This is a genomic window from Salmonella sp. 32082101201600294FB01SM01, assembly GCF_017572865.1.
GTDB classification, from domain to species: domain Bacteria; phylum Pseudomonadota; class Gammaproteobacteria; order Enterobacterales; family Enterobacteriaceae; genus Salmonella; species Salmonella enterica.
The window spans coordinates 364,264-383,753 of sequence record NZ_JAGESB010000001.1 but is presented as its reverse complement, the minus strand read 5'-3'; the positions used below and the strand labels follow the sequence as shown (position 1 = coordinate 383,753).

The following is a 19,490-nucleotide window of genomic DNA, read 5'->3' as shown; positions in this document are numbered from 1 at the left end:
AACGGAAGCGCTTAATCTTTCTTTGATAAAAAAACAGAAAAATTCCCGTTAAATCCGTAGAAGAGGTTTTTATTGTTTCAAAGTTTAAAAACAGAAGACCGTTGAAATAAAAAACCGTCTGTTATTAACAGACGGTTTCAGAGTATTGATAATGAAGAATGTGTTTTAGCTGGCGGCGTGCCCCAGGCATAAACAGCGCAGGCCCGAATAGCTTACACTATCGGGCCATTTACGATGGCCAGTTAACTGACCTTGCAGGTGTGCTTACTTCTTTTTATGCGATTTTGGTGCGAATCAGATAATCAAAGGCGCTCAACGAGGCTTTCGCCCCTTCGCCTGTGGCGATGATAATCTGTTTGTAAGGAACGGTGGTACAATCGCCTGCGGCGAAGACGCCCTTAACACTGGTTTCACATTTGGCGTCAATAATGATCTCGCCCATGCGGTTACGCTCAAGCACGCCTTCCAGCCAGTGGGTATTCGGCAACAGACCAATCTGCACAAAAATCCCTGCCAGCGCGACGCTATGAATATCGCCGCTGACACGGTCACGATACTCCAGCCCCACCACTTTCGAACCGTCGCCCTTCACTTCTGTCGTTTGCGCATTCAAAATGATATCGACATTTTTCAGGCTACGCACTTTGTCCTGTAGCACCTGATCCGCCTTCATCTCCGGCGCGAACTCCAGCAACGTAACGTGTTCTACAATACCTGCCAGATCGATAGCCGCCTCAACGCCGGAGTTGCCGCCGCCGATGACCGCCACACGCTTCCCTTTAAATAGCGGACCGTCGCAGTGCGGACAATAGGTGACGCCTTTGGTGCGATACTGATCCTCGCCCGGCACATTCATATTGCGCCATTTCGCGCCGGTGGCGATGATGATACTGCGCGCTTTCAAGACTGCGCCGGACGCCGTTTCAATCTGATGCAGGCCACCTTCTGTCGCGGCCGGAACCAGTTTACTTGCGCTCTGGCTGTCGATAACGTCAACGTCGTAATCGCTGACATGCGCTTTCAGCGCGCCCGCCAGTTTCTGGCCTTCGGTTTTCGGCACCGAGATATAGTTTTCGATATCCACGGTATCCAGCACCTGACCGCCGAAGCGCTCGCCCATCAGACCGGTACGGATACCTTTGCGCGCCGAGTAGACCGCCGCCGCCGCGCCCGCCGGGCCGGAGCCGACAATCAGCACGTCATACGCATCGCGTTTGTTCAGCGCTTCCGCCGCACGTTTTTCTGCGCCAGTATCCACTTTAGCGACAATCTCGGTCAGAGTCATACGTCCCTGGCCGAACTCTTTACCGTTGACAAACACCGCCGGAACGCCCATCACGTTACGTTCGGTAATTTCGTTCTGGAAGGTGCCGCCATCAATTGCCGTATGTTTAATACGCGGGTTCAGCACCGCCATCAGGTTCAGCGCCTGCACGACATCCGGGCAGTTATGGCAGGAGAGTGAATAATAAGTTTCGAATTCAAAATCGCCATCAATATCGCGAATCTGCTCCAGCAGCGACTGCGCTTCTTTTGACGGATGACCGCCGGTCCACAGCAGCGCCAAAACCAGCGAGGTAAATTCGTGGCCCAGCGGAGAACCGGCAAAGCGCGGCCCCTGCTGAGAACCTGGATTCGTAATCAGGAAAGACGGCTTGCGCACCGGCAGAGTATTGTCTTCTTTAAATGTGACTTTGTCGGACAGCTCGGCGATTTCAGCCAGCAGTTCCTTGATTTCCGCCGATTTAGCGCTGTCATCCAGCGTGGCAATCAGCTCAACAGGTTTGGTCAGTTTCTCAAGGTAAGCCCTGAGCTGGGTTTTCATATTTGTGTCGAGCATTCTTCTTCCCTCTCTGAAAACATCATCATGCAAGCCGACTTCGCGGGACTGCATTAATACAACTTGCGTCATGGTGCTGAAATGAAATGGGCGCGGGTGCGCCCATGACTGAAACAATTTCCAAAGTATTTCACGTCAGAGTAAGGCGGCTAGCCTGAGAATCCCCGGGAGCTTACTGAAGTAAGTGACCGGGGTGAGCAGGCGACGCCAACGCAGCTATGGCGTGAAAGACGACGGAAATTTAAATTTTACCGACCAGGTCTAAAGATGGAGCCAGAGTCGCTTCACCTTCTTTCCATTTCGCCGGGCATACTTCGCCTGGGTGAGCGGCAACATACTGTGCTGCTTTAATTTTACGCAGCAGGTCAGACGCGTCACGGCCGATACCTTCAGCGGTAACTTCGATCGCCTGGATGATACCCTGCGGGTCAACAACAAAGGTCGCACGGTCTGCCAGACCTTCATCTTCACGCATGTTGTCGAAGTTACGGGTCAGGGCGCCAGTCGGGTCGCCGATCATCGCATATTTGATTTTTGCGATAGTTTCAGAGCTGCTGTGCCATGCTTTGTGCGTGAAGTGAGTATCGGTTGAGACGGAATAAACGTCTACGCCCAGCTTCTGCAGTTCTTCGTAATGGTCGGCAACGTCACCCAGTTCAGTCGGGCAAACAAAGGTAAAATCGGCCGGGTAGAAGAAGAAGACGCTCCAGCGGCCTTCGGTATCTTTCTCGGTGACTTCAATGAAATCACCGTTTTTGAACGCCTGGTTTTTGAAAGGTTTGATTTTGGTGTTAATTAAGGACATCTATACTTCCTCCGTGTTTTCGTTGAGGAGTAAGTTAACGAAATTTTGCTGATTCGGCTAATGCGTTTCCATTATCAAATCAATAAGCGTTAACTAACAACCCGATTCGGGCGACATTGTGAACACTGCGCCCTGTCAGCCATCTAAAGTAAAAAGGCCGCCTGACAGGCGGCCCCATTACCTGAACTACCCGTAGGTAACTTCAGAGCCAGTACGACTCGTCTTGCAAATTACAGACGTATTGTCTGCAACTCGAAATCCATAGCGTATATGCTGGCTAAGTGTTGCGCTCTACATTACCTTAACAAAGGCTGTAACAGCGAAAAGGATTACATCACCCCAGCATAGAAAGGGCAATCCCGGCACGCCAGCTCTTACCTATGTCTGTGATAGGCATCATCATTAATATTCTTTTCGCTTTGATCTTAAAAGGAAAAAATATGATTAAACGTACATTGCTGCTTGCTATGCTGCCCATTCTCGCCCACGCGGAAGAACTGCCTGCGCCGGTTAAAGCCATTGAAAAACAGGGCATAACAATCCTGAAATCCTTCGAGGCGCCGGGGGGCATGAAGGGCTATCTCGGAAAGTATCAGGATATGGGCGTCACGATTTACCTGACGCCGGACGGCAAACACGCGATTTCCGGCTATATGTATAATGAAAAAGGTGAAAATCTTAGCAACGCCCTGATAGAAAAAGAGATCTATGCGCCGGCCGGACGAGAAATGTGGCAGAAAATGGAAAAGGCGTCATGGATACTCGACGGTAAAAAAGACGCGCCGGTGGTGCTGTATGTCTTCGCCGACCCTTTCTGCCCCTATTGTAAGCAGTTTTGGCAGCAAGCTCGCCCGTGGGTCGAATCCGGCAAGGTACAATTACGTACGTTACTGGTCGGCGTGATTAAACCGGAAAGCCCGGCCACAGCCGCAGCGATTTTAGGCGCGAAAAACCCGGCGAAAACATGGCATGACTATGAAGCCTCCGCAGGAAAGATGAAGCTGGAGGTTCCGGCGTCCATCCCCCCGGCGCAGATGAAAGTCATTAATCAGAATCAGCAGTTAATGGACGATCTTGGCGCTAACGCGACGCCAGCAATTTATTACATGAATAAAGATAAGACGTTGCAACAGGTTGTGGGTTTACCGGAAAAAGCGCAACTGGACGCCATGATGGGGCAGCCTTAACGCAGAAATTAGCAAGGCAGAAGCTTAACCGTACCACGCCCGATAGCGCTGCGTTTGTCGGGCCAACCTCCTCCTGGCATTAACGCGACGCCAGACCAGCATATCATCCAGCACAGCTTTTTTAGACTAACGGCGTGATTATAAAAGTGTAAGTTATGTTCGTCTTTACTGTGATTATTTACTCGCTAAAATATTCATAACTGTGGTATTTTAGTTTAAATAAACTCTACATTAAGTTTAATAAACATAATTCTGGTAAATTATTGAGATTAAGTCATAATCATGGAAGATACCATGATTATGCCTGGAAGATACTATGGCTAACCTTTACGACCTTAAAAAATTTGATCTTAACTTGTTGGTTATATTTGAATGTATTTATCAACATTTAAGCATTAGCAAAGCGGCAGAAACTCTCTATATTACACCTTCTGCCGTAAGCCAGTCATTGCAACGCCTGCGCACGCAATTCAATGACCCTTTATTTATTCGTTCAGGTAAAGGAATTACGCCTACCGTAACAGGCATTAATTTACATTATCATTTAGAAAATAACCTTAACAGTCTGGAACAAACTATTAATATAATGAATCAGTCCAGTCTGAAGAAAAAGTTTATTATCTATAGCCCACAGCTGCTGATCACCCAATATGTGATGAAATTAGTTGAATATATTCGCAAAGATTCACAGGTTGAAATTGAACATCACGACATTTTGACCACTGACGAACAGCCTGAAGATCTTCTTGCCTACCGCAAAGCAGATATTGTGGTTTCAATGGCCCCACTCAATAATCGTTCTATTGTTTGTACTCACTTTAATAAGGTGGAATGTATCCTGGCTTGCAGTGAAAACCATCCCCGGCTAGGTGAAACCGCAACTATCGACGAAATTCTACAAGAGTCATTTACGCAATTCGTCGCCCGGAAAAACGATATAAAAGATCATCATTCAGTTATCCATGATATGCTGGGGGAAAGAATAATTGGTTTCAGAAGCAAATCGCTGATAACCATCGCCAACGCCATCAGCGCCACGGAGCTTATTGGTTTTTTACCACAATCACTTGTTGACTATTACTCATCCACTATCAAACTTAAAAAAGTCTCCATACCTTTTACCATTGCTCCTGTACAACTCTATCTTATGTATAATAGAGCTTCGATGAATAATAGCGGATTTACTGAGCTCATTGAGTACATTACAAAAAAGCATGAATAAAAAGGTCAGGTAACGGGCATTAACATAAATTCAATCTATATATTTATAGAATGCATTTATTTAGTAAATATAATAAAGCATTGCAAGTTCATCTAATCTGCTTATCCTTTATGTTAATTATTTCGAATATACTGTAGTTAACACATCGGAGACTATCCAGAGATGTCGGTTTATAAAGTTCCGCTTGAGCAAAATGTTCTGGAAGCGGCTCAAGAGCGTATAATGTGGACCCTGGAAACCTTACCCCGGGTCTGCGTCTCATTTTCCGGTGGTAAAGATTCAGGACTTATGCTGCACCTGACGGCAACGTTGGCGCGCAAAATGAATAAAAAGATCCACGTTCTCTTCATTGACTGGGAAGCGCAATTCTCCTGTACCATCGCCTATATTGAATCATTACGTGAATACTACGCGGACGTTATCGAGCGTTTTTATTGGGTCGCATTACCCTTAACCACACAAAATTCCCTTTCACAATACCAGCCGGAGTGGCAGTGTTGGCAGCCGGGTGCCGACTGGGTACGACAACCGCCAGAAGATGCGATTACCGATCCGGCCTTTTTTTCCTTTTATCAACACGGCATGACCTTTGAACAGTTCGTTCGCGATTTTGCCGACTGGTTTTCAGAAAAGCGTCCTGCCGCTATGCTGGTCGGTATTCGTTCCGACGAATCCTATAACCGATTTGCCGCTATCGCTAACTCGCATAAGCTGCGCTTTGCCGACGATAAGCCCTGGACCACGTTAGCCCCTAAGGGTCACACCTGGTATATCTACCCCATCTATGACTGGAAAACCGCAGATATCTGGACCTGGTTCGCCAAAACAGGTAAACCCTGTAACCCTTTGTATAATTTGATGTATCAGGCTGGCGTACCGCCCCGTTACATGCGTATTTGCGAACCGTTCGGCCCGGAACAACGACAGGGGTTATGGCTGTATCACGTTATCGAACCTGAGCGCTGGGCGGCCATGTGCGCCAGAGTCAGCGGCGTACTCAGTGGAGGTATCTACGCCGGACAAGACAACCATTTTTATGGCCACCGGAAAATTTTAAAACCCGATCACCTTAACTGGGAAGAGTACGCGCTGCTCCTGCTACACAGTATGCCTGAAGTCACTGCTGAACATTACCGTAATAAAATCGCCGTTTATTTGCAGTGGTATAAGAAAAAAGGCATGAACACCATCCCACAGACGCAGCAGGGCGATATCGGATCGCGCGATATTCCGTCGTGGCGACGGATCTGCAAAGTTTTACTGAACAATGATTACTGGTGCCGGGCGCTGTCATTCAGTCCGACAAAACCTAAGAATTACCAGCGTTATAACGAACGTATGAAAGCTAAACGCCAGGAATGGGGGATCTTATGCAACACCGACTCACAACCGAAATAACTCACTTTCTCTCTGAACTGCCTGAAGAAGAGAGAATCGCCGCCATTAATGAATTTAGAATGGCGATACATAACGTTAGTCCTTTTCGCGATGAGCCTGTCGATTGTGTCCTGTGGGTGAAAAACGATCATATTTCGCCTAATGACTACAACCCGAATAACGTTGCGCCGCCGGAGAAAAAACTGCTGCTTAAATCGATTGAACAAGATGGGTTTACTCAGCCGATAGTGGTGGTAAAGGCCGATGCGGAGGAGTACGAGATTGTGGACGGTTTTCACCGTCATGAGCTGGGCAAAGGAAAAACGGTCCTGAAAAGGCGTCTGAAAGGCTACCTGCCGATAACGTGTCTGGACAGAGAACGTCACGAACGCATGGCGGCAACCATTCGGCATAACCGCGCGCGCGGACGCCACCAGATCCACGCCATGTCAGAAATCGTGCGCGAACTTTCTCTGCTAGGCTGGGACGAAAGCAAAATCGGCCAGGAGTTAGGTATGGACGCCGATGAAGTCCTGCGCCTGAAACAGATCAACGGCCTGCAGGAGCTTTTTGCAGACCGTCGATTCTCCAGAGCGTGGACGGTTAAATAACTACAGTTTACACAGGCGCTCTGCGGCGGCCAGCAGCGTTGATTCCTGTTTAGCGAAACATAAACGTATAAGCTGATGCGGGAAAGGGGCGGCGCAAAAGACAGAGAGCGGAATAGCGGCGACGCCGACTTCTTCGGTTAGCCACTGACAAAACTCAACGTCATTTAGCGTCGACACTGCGCTGTAATCGATTAAAAGAAAATAGGTACCTTCACAGGGCAGCACTTTTAATCGGCTTTGCGCCAGCGCGTTAACCAGCACATCGCGTTTTTTCCGGTAAAAATCGGGTAACGCGCGATAGTGTTCCGGCGCGGCGCGCAGCATATCCGCCAGCGCCAGTTGCGCCGGCGTATTGACGCAAAACGTCAGGTACTGGTGAACTTTGCGTATTTCGGCGCTAATGGCCGCAGGCGCAACGCAGTAACCAATCTTCCATCCTGTCATATGAAAGGTTTTACCAAACGATGAAACGGCAACCGCCCGCTCTCGTAACTGAGGGTGCGCCAATACGCTGGCATGACCTTCGACGGCAAAACAAATATGTTCGTACACTTCATCGCTTAACACATAAATTTCCCGCTCGCCGATAGCCTGCCACAGCGCCTCGATATCCGCCTGACGCCAGACGGTAGCGGTGGGATTATGCGGCGTATTGAGGATCACCAGCCGCGTGCGCTCGCTAAGCAACGCCGAAAACGCCTGCCAGTCGACGCGAAAATGCGGCGGCGTAAGCGCTATGCGTTTTAACACGCCGCCGGAAAGCGCCACGGCCGGGGCATAGCTGTCGTAACTGGGATCGAAACAGATAACCTCATCCCCTGCCCGCACCAGCGCGGTAATCGCCGCATACAGCGCTTCTGTCGCGCCCGCCGTGACGGTGATATCACTGACGTCATCGGGTCGATAACCATATATTTCCGCCGTTTTATCGGCAATGGCCTCCCGCAGCGCCTGCGCGCCCGTCATCGGCGCATATTGATTCGCGCCCTGCGCGACATGATAAGCCAACCGCTCGTGCAAATAACGAGGACCATCAAAATCAGGGAAGCCTTGCGATAAATTTATTGCCTGATGTTTCTGCGCCAGCGCGCTCATTTGCGTAAAAATCGTGGTGCCAAGATTGGGCAATTTGCTTTTTGGAATCAGTGGGTTATTTCTCATTATCTTCATACCCGCCAGTGATGTGGTTGTTGACACACTATCACAGGGTGTTAGTATTTGGCAATCAAGACGTTTAGATGTCTAAATATAATAACAACGGTGAGAAGACCCTAAGGACAACACAACATGAACCACACTGAAATCCGCGTCGTTACCGGCCCGGCGAATTATTTTTCCCATGCTGGAAGCCTCGGAAGACTGACAGACTTTTTCACGCCGGAACAGCTTTCCCACGCCGTTTGGGTGTTCGGCGAACGCGCGATTGCCGCCGCCCGGCCTTACCTGCCGGAAGCGTTTGAACGTGCTGGCGCAAAACATCTGCAGTTTACCGGCCATTGTAGCGAACGCCATGTTGCCCAACTGGCGCACGCCTGCAACGACGATCGTCAGGTGGTGATAGGCGTCGGCGGCGGCGCGCTGCTCGATACCGCCAAAGCGCTCGCCCGCCGTCTGGCGCTGCCGTTTGTCGCTATCCCGACCATCGCGGCGACCTGCGCCGCCTGGACACCGCTTTCCGTCTGGTATAACGACGCGGGACAGGCGTTACAGTTCGAAATTTTTGATGATGCCAATTTTCTGGTGCTGGTCGAACCGCGCATTATTCTGCAGGCGCCCGATGACTATCTGTTAGCTGGCATTGGCGATACGCTGGCGAAATGGTATGAAGCCGTTGTGCTTGCGCCGCAGCCTGAAACGTTGCCTTTGACCGTAAGACTGGGCATTAACAGCGCGTGCGCTATTCGCGATCTCCTGCTGACCAGCAGCGAACAAGCATTAGCGGATAAACAGCAGCGTCGGCTGACCCAGGCATTTTGCGACGTGGTGGATGCGATTATCGCTGGCGGTGGTATGGTCGGCGGCCTCGGGGAACGCTATACCCGTGTCGCCGCCGCCCATGCTGTACACAACGGTCTGACCGTCCTGCCGCAAACGGAAAAATTCCTGCACGGAACGAAAGTGGCTTATGGCATTCTGGTGCAAAGCGCGCTACTGGGACAAGATGACGTGCTGGCGCAATTGATTGCAGCGTACCGGCGATTTCATCTGCCGGCCCGACTTAGCGAACTGGAGGTGGATATTCATAACACCGCCGAGATCGATAGGGTAATCGCGCATACCCTGCGCCCGGTCGAATCCATCCACTATTTACCGGTGACGTTAACGCCTGACACCCTGCGTGCGGCGTTTGAAAAAGTTGAATTTTTCAGAATATAGCCTGGTGACGTTGCGCTTATCAGGCCTGGCAACACTCAGCAGCAACGCGCGCCGCCTTTTCCACCATAGCGCGCATCCTGCCGCTCGCGGAAAAATTCTTCATAGGTCATCGGCGTCTGATCCGGATGCGTTATGCGCATATGTTCCACATAGTTGTCGTAGTCTGGCACGCCAATCATCATTTTTGCGGCCTGTCCCAGATATTTTCCGGCTTTCGAAAGCGTATCGAACATCGTTGTCACCTGTCATCCAAATGCCCTCTCCTTATTCTGGAGAGGGCTATTGATGTAAAAAGATTAGTGCGCGCCTTTCGCCTGCGTCACGATCTCATCCACATTTTCCGGCATCGGCTCATACGGCGTTTCATTCGCCGTCGGTTTATCAATCTTCAGAGCGGCCAGCGCCGTCTTAATAGAGAAGACCGCCAGCACCACGACCACCACCATAAAGAAGATGGTTAGCCCGGCATCCAGACGGTTATTGAATACCAACTGCGCGAGCTGCGATTCGGTGTACTGCGGCGGAATATTGCCGCTGTCGATCATCGCCTGGAACTTATTGGCAATGGCCAGGAAGCCGATTTTCGCATCCGGACTAAACGCTTTCTGCCAGCCCGCCGTCAGCGTACAAATCAGCAGCCAGGCCGTTGGCACCAGCGCGACCCACGCATAACGCTGACGCTTCATTTTGAACAGTACCACGGCGCAAAGCATCAGCGCCATCCCCGCCAGCATCTGGTTAGCGATGCCAAACAGCGGCCACAGGGTGTTAATACCGCCCAACGGATCGACCACGCCCTGATGGAGGAAATACCCCCACGCCAGCACGCACAATGCCGTAGCAAGCAGGTTCGCTGGCAGCGAATCGGTACGTTTCAGCCCTGGCGACACTACGCCCAACAAATCCTGCAACATAAAGCGCGCCGCACGGGTACCCGCATCCACCGCCGTCAGAATAAACAGCGCTTCAAACAGAATGGCAAAGTGATACCAGAACGCCACATCCATCATGCCGCCCAACGCGCCATGTAAAATGTAGGCCATCCCTACCGCCAGCGTTGGCGCACCGCCTGCGCGGGAGATAATGGATTGTTCGCCGACTTCATTGGCAATCTGGTGTAACGTATCCGGCGTGATAGCGAAACCCCAACTGCTGACCACCTGCGCAGCAGAAGCCACGACATCCGCTGTCCCCGCTGGCGCCAGTACCGCCATCGGGCTATTCATCGCAAAGTAAACGCCCGGATCGATAATACAGGCGGAGACCAGCGCCATAATGGCGACGAAAGATTCCATTAACATCCCGCCGTAGCCGATAAAGCAGGCCTGGCCTTCGTTGGCCAACATCTTCGGCGTCGTGCCGGAGGAGATGAGCGCATGGAAACCGGATACCGCGCCGCAGGCGATGGTGATAAACAGGAACGGGAACAGGTCGCCTGTCCAGACCGGCCCTGTACCATCAACAAATTTGGTCAGCGCTGGCATAGTCAGCGTTGGACGCATGATCAGAATCCCAACCGCCAGACCGACAATCGTACCAATTTTCAGGAAGGTAGAGAGGTAATCACGCGGCGCGAGCAGCAGCCAGACCGGCAGTACCGCCGCGACAAAACCATAACCCACCAGCATCCAGGTAAGCTGCACGCCAGTAAAATCAAAGTACGGCGCCCAGGTTGGGCTTGCCGCCACCCATCCGCCGGAAATAATAGCGAAAATAAGAAATACCAGCCCAATGACCGACACCTCGCCGATGCGCCCCGGACGCAGATAACGCAGGTAGATGCCCATAAAAATCGCCAGTGGAATGGTGAACGCAACAGTGTACGTTCCCCACGGGCTATGGGTCAGCGCTTTCACCACGATCATCGCCAGGACGGCCAGAATGATCACCATGATCATAAAGCAGGCCACCAGCGCGATCACCCCGGCCGTCGCGCCCATCTCCTCTTTAACCAGCTCGCCAAGCGAACGCCCATCGCGCCGGGTCGAGACGAACAGCACCATAAAGTCCTGCACCGCTCCCGCCAGCACAACGCCCGCCAGCAGCCAGATCATCCCCGGCAGATAGCCCATCTGCGCGGCCAGTACCGGCCCGACCAGCGGACCTGCGCCAGCAATGGCCGCAAAATGGTGACCAAAAAGCACTTTTTTATCGGTCGGGACATAATCCAGACCATCATTATGACGTACCGCGGGCGTCATACGCGTTGGGTCAACCGCCAGCACTTTTTTGGCGATATAGAGCCCATAAAAACGATACGCAATAAGATAGACACAGACCGACGCCACCACGATCCATAGCGCGTTGATCTGTTCCCCACGATTTAACGCAATATAGCCCAGGGCAAACGCACCCAATACTGAGAGCGCTGTCCAGACGAGGTATTTCCCTGATTTATTCATAGTTGTTGTCCGTTTGGGTGTTCCAGAGAGATGTTACATTTTGTTTCTATAACACCTTTACCGTAATTAACAACACAACAACATGATAAAACCGGATCGTTACCCATTTTTTACATTACAGTGTTAACCAGATCACTTCCTTTCTTCGTTAACGCTGCAATTGCATTTTACTTTGCCAGAACTATCCCATTACCGCCGTTCCCAGGCGACAGGTGCAGCAGCGCCTCCCCTGCTCGTCAAAGAGCGTAATTTCCCAGCTTTGATTCTGCCGCCCCAGATGCAGCGGCAGGCAAACGCCGCGTACTTTCCCCTGCGAGACGGCGCGGTGGTGGGTGGCGTTTAACTCGGTCCCGACCACGCACTGCCCGTCGCGGGTCATCAGATAACCCGCCATTGATCCTAACGTCTCCGCCAGCGCTGCCGATGCGCCGCCGTGTAGCAGACCAAACGGTTGATGAGTGCGGGCATCGACGGGCATTTCCGCCTCCAGCACGTCATCGCCCAGACGGGTGTAAACAATGCCCAGATGCGCCACCAGCGTGTTCTGACTGGTAGCGTTCAATTCATCCAGCGTTAAATGTCGTTTCCAGATCATCGTCAGGCTCCCAATGTTGAACCACCGTCCACCACGATATCCTGCAAGGTAATGTGGCTGGCCAGATCGGAGGCAAGAAACAAAATGGTATTGGCTATCTCCTGCGGACGGGCGATTTTACCGAGCGGAATACCGAGCTTAAACTGTTCGCCGAAACCGCGGATACGCTGCTGTTCGGCATCTTCACTCACCCATAAAGTGCGCTGCATATCGGTGTCAGTCGAACCGGGCGACACCACATTACAGCGCACCCCGCAGCCCGCCAGCTCCAGCCCTACGGTTAGCGCCAGGCTTTTCAGCGCCGCTTTAGAGGCGCCGTAGGCGCTCATACCGATACGCGGCGTATGCGCCGCATCTGAGGCTACGGTAACAATCGCCCCTCCCTGCTGACGGCGAAACTGCGCCATCGTCTGTGAAAACAGGTTAAATGCCCCGCCCACATTGACCGCAAACGTCTGCTGCCAGTCGTCGACGCTAAGCGCATCGGTCGCTCCCATACGCAAAATACCGGCGGCGTTGACCAGCACATCCAGCCGCGGCGTTTTTTGCAACACACGCTGACACACCTGCGCAACCTGTGCGGCATCCGCCACATCCATGAATTCGGTAGCAAAGGGATAATTCTCTTGCGTAAATTCGCGATCGAAGCCGATCACCCGCGCCCCGGCGTCAACAAACGCCAGCGCCGTCGCGTAACCGATCCCTTTCCCCGCCCCGGTCACCCATACCGTTTTGTCTGAAAAATCAAAGCTGGCCATTACTCTACCCCGCGAGAAAGCAGCGCCCACCAGGCGTCAATGGTCGGATTTTTCGCCAGCATCACGAAGTCGATATCGCCGTGTACTTTACGCCAGCGCGCCGCCAGCCCCATCATGCGTACTGAATCCAGGCCATAATCAATCAGGTTTTCATCATCCAGCGGCTCGTCAGTCTCATCCAGCAACGGCAGAATCAACGCCCGCAGCGCCGCTTTACTGGCAGGAACCGGCGTCGGCAGCAGCGATTCAGTCATGACGACGCGACCGGAACGCCCCGCCACATAGTTCAGCGCCATCAGATGCTCTTCCCGGCTGAAATCCGCCAGCGCATCCGCCACCATAAACGGCTTAATGTCGCGCATAAACGCATCGGTAGCGGTGGTCATACAGCCAATATGCGCATACACACCGGTAATGATGAGCTGATTGCGTCCGGTATCTTTTAACATCTGTTCCAGCGGCGAGCGGTGAAACGCGCTATAACGCCACTTCACCAGCACCGTATCCGCCTCATCCGGCGTTAAGGCTTCTACCACCTTCTGCTGTTCCGGAGAGCGCGTCAGTCCCGGTCCCCACATATCATTGAGTAACGCGCGATCTTCATCGCTTTGCTCTTTCGGCTGAGCGGTGTAATAGACCGGGATATGATGTTCCTTACAGTACTGGCGCAGAGCGGCGATATTGGCAATCACCTGGTCCATCATTGGGCAGTTGCGGCCCCAAAAGCTGACAAAGTAATCCTGCATATCGTGGATGAGCAGCGCCGCGCGCTCCGGCTCAAATGCCCAGTTCACTTTGTTGGTCGGGATATCCAGTGCGGTGGGCAGCGCGTAAGACTGTAGTTTCGGAATGGCCATCTCTCTTTCTCCTTCAGAGCGGTGAACGTGACGCCAACCGCTGGCGTAATTGTTTTTTATCGACTTTACCAACCGGCGTCAGTGGCAGTGACGCAACGCACTCCACGCGATCCGGTAATTTAAATTCCGCCACGCCCTGCTCTCGCAGGAAACGGCGTACCTGTACCGCTCGCAGCGGCTCTTTTACCACCAGATATGCGCAACTTTTTTCCCCCAGCAGTTCATCTTCCATGCTGACCAGCGCCGCATGGATCACCGCCGGGTGGCGCAGTAACAGGTTTTCTATCTCTTCGGCGGCTATCTTCTCGCCGCCCCGATTGATCTGATCTTTTTCACGCCCGTGAACGGTGATGTAGCCGTCTTGATCAATGGAGATCAGATCGCCGGAGCAGTAAAAACCGTTGGCGTCAAAGGCGCTGGCATTGTGTTGCGGACTGTTGAAATAGCCGCGAAAAGTATAGGGGCCGCGCGTCATCAGACGACCAATCTCGCCCGGCGGCAGTGGATTCCCGTCGGCATCCGCCACCCACACTTCGTCGTCCGGACACATGGGTCTTCCCTGGGTATTGATAATCCGTTCCGGACTATCGTCCAGCCGGGTATAGTTCACTAACCCTTCCGCCATACCAAAGACCTGCTGCAACTGACAGCCAATTTCAACCGGAATACGGGCGGCCAGCGTCGCAGAAAGCCGCGCGCCGCCAACCTGCAATAACCTTAATGACGCCAGCGGCGCATTGCCGCCCCACTCCTGGATAGCCTGTAGCCATAGACTGACCGCGGGCGGCACCAGCGCCGTGGCATTAATCTGGTGTTTTTCGATCAGCGGGAAACAGAGCGTGGCGCTGGGATCGGTCGCCAGCACTACCGTTCCTTTGGCGAGAAAAACGCCCAGCGCGCCCGGCGAACTCATGGCGTAGTTATGCGCGGCGGGAATCGCGCACAGAAAACGCGTCTCCTCGTTGAAACCGCAAATCTCATTGCTGCGGCGCACGCTGTAGTAATAGTCGTTATGGGTACGGGGAATAAGCTTTGGCGTGCCGGTAGTACCGCCGGAAAGCTGAAAGTAGGCCACTTCGTCAGCAGGTGATGGCGTGGCGGTGAAATCTTCCGCCGCCTGCCGCATCGCCGCGTCCAGGCTGTGATCGCCGTCGTCGTTACGCAATAACACCACCCGCACAGAGCGGTGTTCAGCCACAAACGTGTTGAGAAAGTCCTCCCCGGCGAACAGCGTATGTTGGCGATCGGCAATCACCAGCGTCGGCGCGATCTGCATCGCATAGGCGTTAAGTTCGGTACGTTGATGGCTAAACAGCGCCAGAACGGGCGCTACGCCAAGCTTCAACAGGGCGAAAAAGGTGATATACAGTTCCGGTACATTCCCCAGTTGCACCAGAGCGGTTTCGCCAGGTTTGATGCCCTGACGGCGTAAACTGCAGGCCAGATTATCCACGGCCTGGTTGAGCTGGCGATAGCTGAATGCGCGCTCGCCTTCAATGACCGCCGTCTTATCGCTGTCAGCGTGGCGGGTCAGAATATCGGTCAACGGCACGTCTTGCCAGTAGCCTTTTTCACGATAACGGCGGGCAAATTCATCCGGCCAACGGGTGAAAGGTATACGCATCATCGTTCCTTAATGCAGTCCAAAAACGTTCAACATCGTAGAGAGCTTGACGCCGGTTTCCCGCCACTCGCCGACTGGCGAAGAGGCAGGGACAATCCCGGCGCCGGCGAACAGGCGCACCTGATTACCTTGCAATTTCGCACAACGAATCGTCACTACCCACTCGCCGTTTCCTTCGGCGTCGCACCAGCCGACAATGCCGCCAAACAGTTCACGATCGAACGGTTCCAGTTCAGCAATCAGCTTTTTCGCGACCTGATGGGGGAAACCGCTTAACGCAGGGGTCGGATGCAGCAGACAGGCCAGCGTCAGCGCGTTTTCTCCGGCGTTGGCCTTGCCCTCAAACGGCGTACCGAGATGCCATAGCGTCGGCGTGGTGATCAACTGCGGAGAGGAAGGTAATTGCAGTTCCGTGCTGCGATCGCGCAGGATCTGCTTCATCGCCTGCGTCACCAGCTCATGTTCATGGCGATCTTTTTGTGAAGCCAGTAGTCGGTTTCCCGCCTCGCGATCCAGAACGTCATCCGGCTGTCGGCGTGCCGAGCCTGCTAACGGCAGCGAACTAAACCGCTCGCCCTCTTTGCGTAGCAACAATTCGGGGCTGGCGCCCAGCAGAACGCCGCCATCCGCCAGTGGCACATGGAAGTTGTAACTAACTGGATTCTGCGCAACCAGCCGCTCCAGCAATGCTCCGCTATCCACCGCCACATCAGTGGTGATATCTATTAGCCGGGAAAGCACCACTTTATCGACGTCTGGCGTGGCGGTCAGCATAGCCGCGCGTGCGACCATTGCTTCAAAAGCATCCTGCTCCGGAATCGCCTTTCGCGCCGTCACCGTCAGTGGCTGATGGTCAGTAAAATAACGCGCCGTGCGCTGCTTTTGCTGGCGGGAAAAGGACTGCCACGCCATCGGGATAAATAGCGACGACGGCTGACGGGTATCAAAGGGGATCGCCCCCACCAGGATAGGGTTGGCGATGCCCTGCGATTTGGCCTCGGCAAACTGCTGGCGCAATTTCTGCTGGAAAGGGCTATCCGGCGAATCTCCGGCAACCGCAGGCTCGGTATAACGGGCGAAGCACCCGGAAGTGGTAAAACTGCGATACGGCGACATGAAGAAAAAGCGATCGGGAGCAAGCGTTGCCATTGTCTCCTGAGCGTCCTCGGCCAGTGACATATCCATATCATCCTCCAATGATAAAGGCTTATATACACTTCATCTTTCAAGCTGCCTCTTTGTTGGCTGCGCTCAGAAACCCCGGTCACACAGTTATCTATGCTCGCGGGGATTTCTTCCCTTGCCGTTGCGATGCTTCTTGAATGATTTTGTGTATAATAATGATTATTATTTCTATTTTTAGTGCGCTAACCTAAGAGTAAAACGTCGCTCTGTCAACTCTGGTCATGAGTTAAATGGCACTAAGGCTTGCATCTCGCTGCCGCTGACATGAAAATGAGAAGCATTAACTTTATTAATAACAGGACGCTATTGTGAGACTCCCCGCCTTTTATCGTTGGCTGCTTTTAGTGGTTGGTTTATCAATTTCAGGAATATCCTTAGCCCAGGACGCCAGTTGGCCCCGGCAAATCCAGGACAGCCGCGGCGTTCATACTCTGGACCACAAACCCACGCGTATCGTCTCTACCAGCGTGACGTTAACAGGCTCGCTGCTGGCGATTGATGCCCCCGTCGTCGCCAGCGGGGCCACTACGCCGAATAACCGCTTTGCTGACGATCAAGGGTTTATGCGCCAGTGGAGCGACGTAGCAAAGGCTCGCCATGTCGCCCGGCTGTATATCGGCGAACCGAATGCCGAAACGGTCGCCGCGCAAATGCCGGATCTCATTTTGATTAGCGCCACCGGCGGCGACTCCGCGCTGGCGCTTTACGATCAGCTCTCCGCTATCGCGCCGACGCTCGTCATCAATTATGACGATAAAAGCTGGCAGAGTTTGCTCACGCAGCTTGGCGAGATCACCGGTCAGGAGAAACAGGCCGCCGCGCGAATAGCGGAATTTGAGGCGCAACTGACGACGGTTAAACAGCGAATCGCCCTGCCGCCGCAACCGGTTAGCGCGCTGGTGTATACCCCTGCCGCGCATAGCGCCAATTTGTGGACGCCAGAATCAGCACAAGGCAAGCTATTGACGCAGTTAGGCTTTACGCTGGCGACATTGCCCCGAGGGCTGCAAACCAGCAAAAGCCAGGGTAAGCGCCACGATATCATTCAGCTTGGCGGTGAAAATCTGGCCGCCGGGTTAAACGGCCAATCTCTTTTCCTGTTTGCCGGCGACAACAAAGATGTCGCGGCCCTTTACGCCAATCCGCTGCTGGCGCACCTGCCAGCGGTGCAAAATAAGCGCGTCTATGCCCTGGGCACGGAGACGTTCCGTCTGGATTATTACAGCGCAACGTTGCTGCTTAACCGGCTGGCCGCCCTGTTTTAGCCTTATCGGAGTCTTATCCGACTGACCAGACCGATTTTGTCAGTCGGATAAACGCCTCTTCATCAGCCAGCATCGCTAACCGGCGGCGTCTGGCGAAAACGACGTAGCTCGCCCAGCACTAACAGCAGCAGCAAACCAATAATTACCAGCCCGAATCCACTCACGCTTGCGGAAGCGACCGGCGTCATCATTGCGCCAAGACCGCCTAACAGCGCCGCGCCGATAGCGTCTCCCGTGACGTTTTGCGCGGTCCACAGGCCGTTCATTCGCCCCAGCATATTTTCCGGCGTCTGGGTTTGCAGCAGGGTATATTGTAATAACGAACTGATGGCGCTAAGCCAGCCAAACAGCGCCAGACAGATAACACCTGCGATCCAGACCGGCATGATGGCGAACAGCCCCACAGCCAGAAAAGAACCCACTGTCGAAACCAGCATAATGAGCCCCGGACGAACGCTATGCGCCAGTTGTCCGCTGGTCAGCGCGCCAATGGCCGCCCCCAGCGGAATTGCCGCATACAGCAAACCGATTTGCGCCGCCGACATCTGCCAGCTCATCGCCAGCGCCGGATAGAGGACGCGTACCGCGCTTGCCATCGTCACCAGGCCGCCAAGCAGCGCAATACCGCCGATAAGCGGACTGGCGAGCAAAAAACGAAATGCCGCCAGTAACGCGATAAATGGATTTTCCCGCGGCTGCGGAGGGACAGGCAGTCGCGGCAGCGTCAGTAACGGCAATAGCGTAATAAACGTCCCGGCGGCCGCCAGCCCATAGTTCCAGGCTACACCGCCGCTGGCAAGCAATATGCCCCCCAACATCGGCGAAATAACCGATCCCAGACGTACCGTCAGCATGGTAATCGCGCCGGCCTGCATCAGATTTTCTCTTCCGACCAGCGCTGGCGTCGCCGCCAGTAACGCGGTCACGCCCAGAGACGCGAAAAAGCCGTCCCACAGGCCAAGGAGATATATCGCCAGCAATGATGGTTCCGGCAGCAGCGCGTTCACGCACAGGCCAATAAAGCCAATACCGCAAGTACCGCGCGCCAGCAGAATCACCTTTTTACGTTCGTAGCGATCGGCCAGTACGCCGCCCACCATTAAGCCAATAAACATGGCGCCGCCGGTTAACGTTACCGACAGCCCTACCTGCCAGGTGGAGTACGTCATCATTTGGATCTGTACCGGAACCGCCACGCCAAGCAGCCCCAGCGAGACAATAGAGATAAAACGGGCCAGAAATACTGCGCGAAATGCAGGGTGCGTCTTCAACAGGCTGAGATTGAGCAGCCAGGATTGTCGATTCATTACAACGCCTTAATGCGAGTTTTTTTAAATATCCATTCAATGGCTGCACATGCTAACATAACCAAATAAGATAGATAAC

Annotated in this window: 17 protein-coding genes; 6 read left to right on the top strand and 11 right to left on the bottom strand. The window is 53.2% G+C overall.

Features of this window, described 5'->3' with window-relative positions:
- Window positions 1-274: 274 nt before the first annotated feature.
- Complete coding sequence (gene ahpF / locus J4645_RS01805; protein ID WP_000887645.1) at window positions 275-1,840, bottom strand: alkyl hydroperoxide reductase subunit F; 1,566 nt, start codon at window positions 1,838-1,840, stop codon at window positions 275-277.
- Window positions 1,841-2,081: 241 nt separating this feature from the next.
- Window positions 2,082-2,645, bottom strand: coding sequence for an alkyl hydroperoxide reductase subunit C (gene ahpC / locus J4645_RS01800; RefSeq protein ID WP_023215210.1), 564 nt, complete (start codon window positions 2,643-2,645; stop codon window positions 2,082-2,084).
- Between the two features lie 440 nt (window positions 2,646-3,085).
- On the opposite strand from ahpC, the gene dsbG reads away from it, so the two are divergent.
- The 4 genes from dsbG (at window position 3,086) to J4645_RS01780 (ending at window position 7,042) form a co-directional block, all read left to right on the top strand.
- Window positions 3,086-3,832, top strand: coding sequence for a thiol:disulfide interchange protein DsbG (dsbG, locus tag J4645_RS01795; protein WP_023215302.1), 747 nt, complete (start codon window positions 3,086-3,088; stop codon window positions 3,830-3,832).
- A gap of 316 nt (window positions 3,833-4,148) precedes the next feature.
- The gene (locus J4645_RS01790) at window positions 4,149-5,054 is read left to right on the top strand and encodes a LysR family transcriptional regulator (RefSeq protein ID WP_000002491.1); all 906 of its coding nucleotides are present in this window, start codon (window positions 4,149-4,151) and stop codon (window positions 5,052-5,054) included.
- Window positions 5,055-5,216: 162 nt separating this feature from the next.
- Complete coding sequence (locus J4645_RS01785; RefSeq protein ID WP_000118134.1) at window positions 5,217-6,452, top strand: phosphoadenosine phosphosulfate reductase; 1,236 nt, start codon at window positions 5,217-5,219, stop codon at window positions 6,450-6,452.
- Entirely contained in the window at window positions 6,425-7,042 is a 618-nt protein-coding gene (locus J4645_RS01780; RefSeq protein WP_001164754.1) for a ParB/RepB/Spo0J family partition protein, read from the top strand. The genes J4645_RS01785 and J4645_RS01780 overlap by 28 nt, the downstream gene beginning before the upstream one ends.
- On the opposite strand, the gene J4645_RS01775 is transcribed toward J4645_RS01780, so the two are convergent.
- The gene (locus tag J4645_RS01775; RefSeq protein WP_001245597.1) at window positions 7,043-8,203 is read right to left on the bottom strand and encodes a pyridoxal phosphate-dependent aminotransferase; all 1,161 of its coding nucleotides are present in this window, start codon (window positions 8,201-8,203) and stop codon (window positions 7,043-7,045) included.
- A 126-nt stretch (window positions 8,204-8,329) separates the two neighbouring features.
- On the opposite strand from J4645_RS01775, the gene J4645_RS01770 reads away from it, so the two are divergent.
- Window positions 8,330-9,418, top strand: a complete 1,089-nt coding sequence (locus J4645_RS01770) for an oxidoreductase (RefSeq protein ID WP_001016865.1) — start codon at window positions 8,330-8,332, stop codon at window positions 9,416-9,418.
- Window positions 9,419-9,453: 35 nt separating this feature from the next.
- On the opposite strand, the gene J4645_RS01765 is transcribed toward J4645_RS01770, so the two are convergent.
- From J4645_RS01765 to entC, 7 genes are all read right to left on the bottom strand, one after another.
- Window positions 9,454-9,651, bottom strand: coding sequence for a YbdD/YjiX family protein (locus J4645_RS01765; protein WP_000460619.1), 198 nt, complete (start codon window positions 9,649-9,651; stop codon window positions 9,454-9,456).
- A 63-nt stretch (window positions 9,652-9,714) separates the two neighbouring features.
- Complete coding sequence (gene cstA, locus J4645_RS01760) at window positions 9,715-11,820, bottom strand: pyruvate/proton symporter CstA (protein ID WP_001043108.1); 2,106 nt, start codon at window positions 11,818-11,820, stop codon at window positions 9,715-9,717.
- Between the two features lie 181 nt (window positions 11,821-12,001).
- Window positions 12,002-12,415 carry a proofreading thioesterase EntH gene (gene entH / locus J4645_RS01755; protein WP_000637966.1) on the bottom strand — a complete coding sequence of 138 codons (414 nt, stop codon included), beginning with the start codon at window positions 12,413-12,415 and terminating at the stop codon, window positions 12,002-12,004.
- 2 nt (window positions 12,416-12,417) lie between these two features.
- Entirely contained in the window at window positions 12,418-13,173 is a 756-nt protein-coding gene (entA, locus tag J4645_RS01750; protein ID WP_023207880.1) for a 2,3-dihydro-2,3-dihydroxybenzoate dehydrogenase EntA, read from the bottom strand.
- The gene (locus J4645_RS01745) at window positions 13,173-14,030 is read right to left on the bottom strand and encodes an isochorismatase (protein WP_001007166.1); all 858 of its coding nucleotides are present in this window, start codon (window positions 14,028-14,030) and stop codon (window positions 13,173-13,175) included. The genes entA and J4645_RS01745 overlap by 1 nt, the downstream gene beginning before the upstream one ends.
- Window positions 14,031-14,043: 13 nt before the next feature.
- Entirely contained in the window at window positions 14,044-15,654 is a 1,611-nt protein-coding gene (gene entE / locus J4645_RS01740; protein WP_001222461.1) for a (2,3-dihydroxybenzoyl)adenylate synthase EntE, read from the bottom strand.
- Between the two features lie 9 nt (window positions 15,655-15,663).
- Window positions 15,664-16,839, bottom strand: coding sequence for an isochorismate synthase EntC (gene entC / locus J4645_RS01735; RefSeq protein ID WP_000367597.1), 1,176 nt, complete (start codon window positions 16,837-16,839; stop codon window positions 15,664-15,666).
- A 308-nt stretch (window positions 16,840-17,147) separates the two neighbouring features.
- On the opposite strand from entC, the gene fepB reads away from it, so the two are divergent.
- Window positions 17,148-18,104 (top strand): Fe2+-enterobactin ABC transporter substrate-binding protein, encoded by a 957-nt coding sequence (gene fepB / locus J4645_RS01730; RefSeq protein WP_023215207.1) that lies wholly within the window; start codon window positions 17,148-17,150, stop codon window positions 18,102-18,104.
- A gap of 62 nt (window positions 18,105-18,166) precedes the next feature.
- Here fepB and entS read toward each other — a convergent pair whose 3' ends face one another.
- Complete coding sequence (gene entS / locus J4645_RS01725) at window positions 18,167-19,411, bottom strand: enterobactin transporter EntS (RefSeq protein ID WP_023215206.1); 1,245 nt, start codon at window positions 19,409-19,411, stop codon at window positions 18,167-18,169.
- Between the last annotated feature and the right edge of the window lie 79 nt (window positions 19,412-19,490).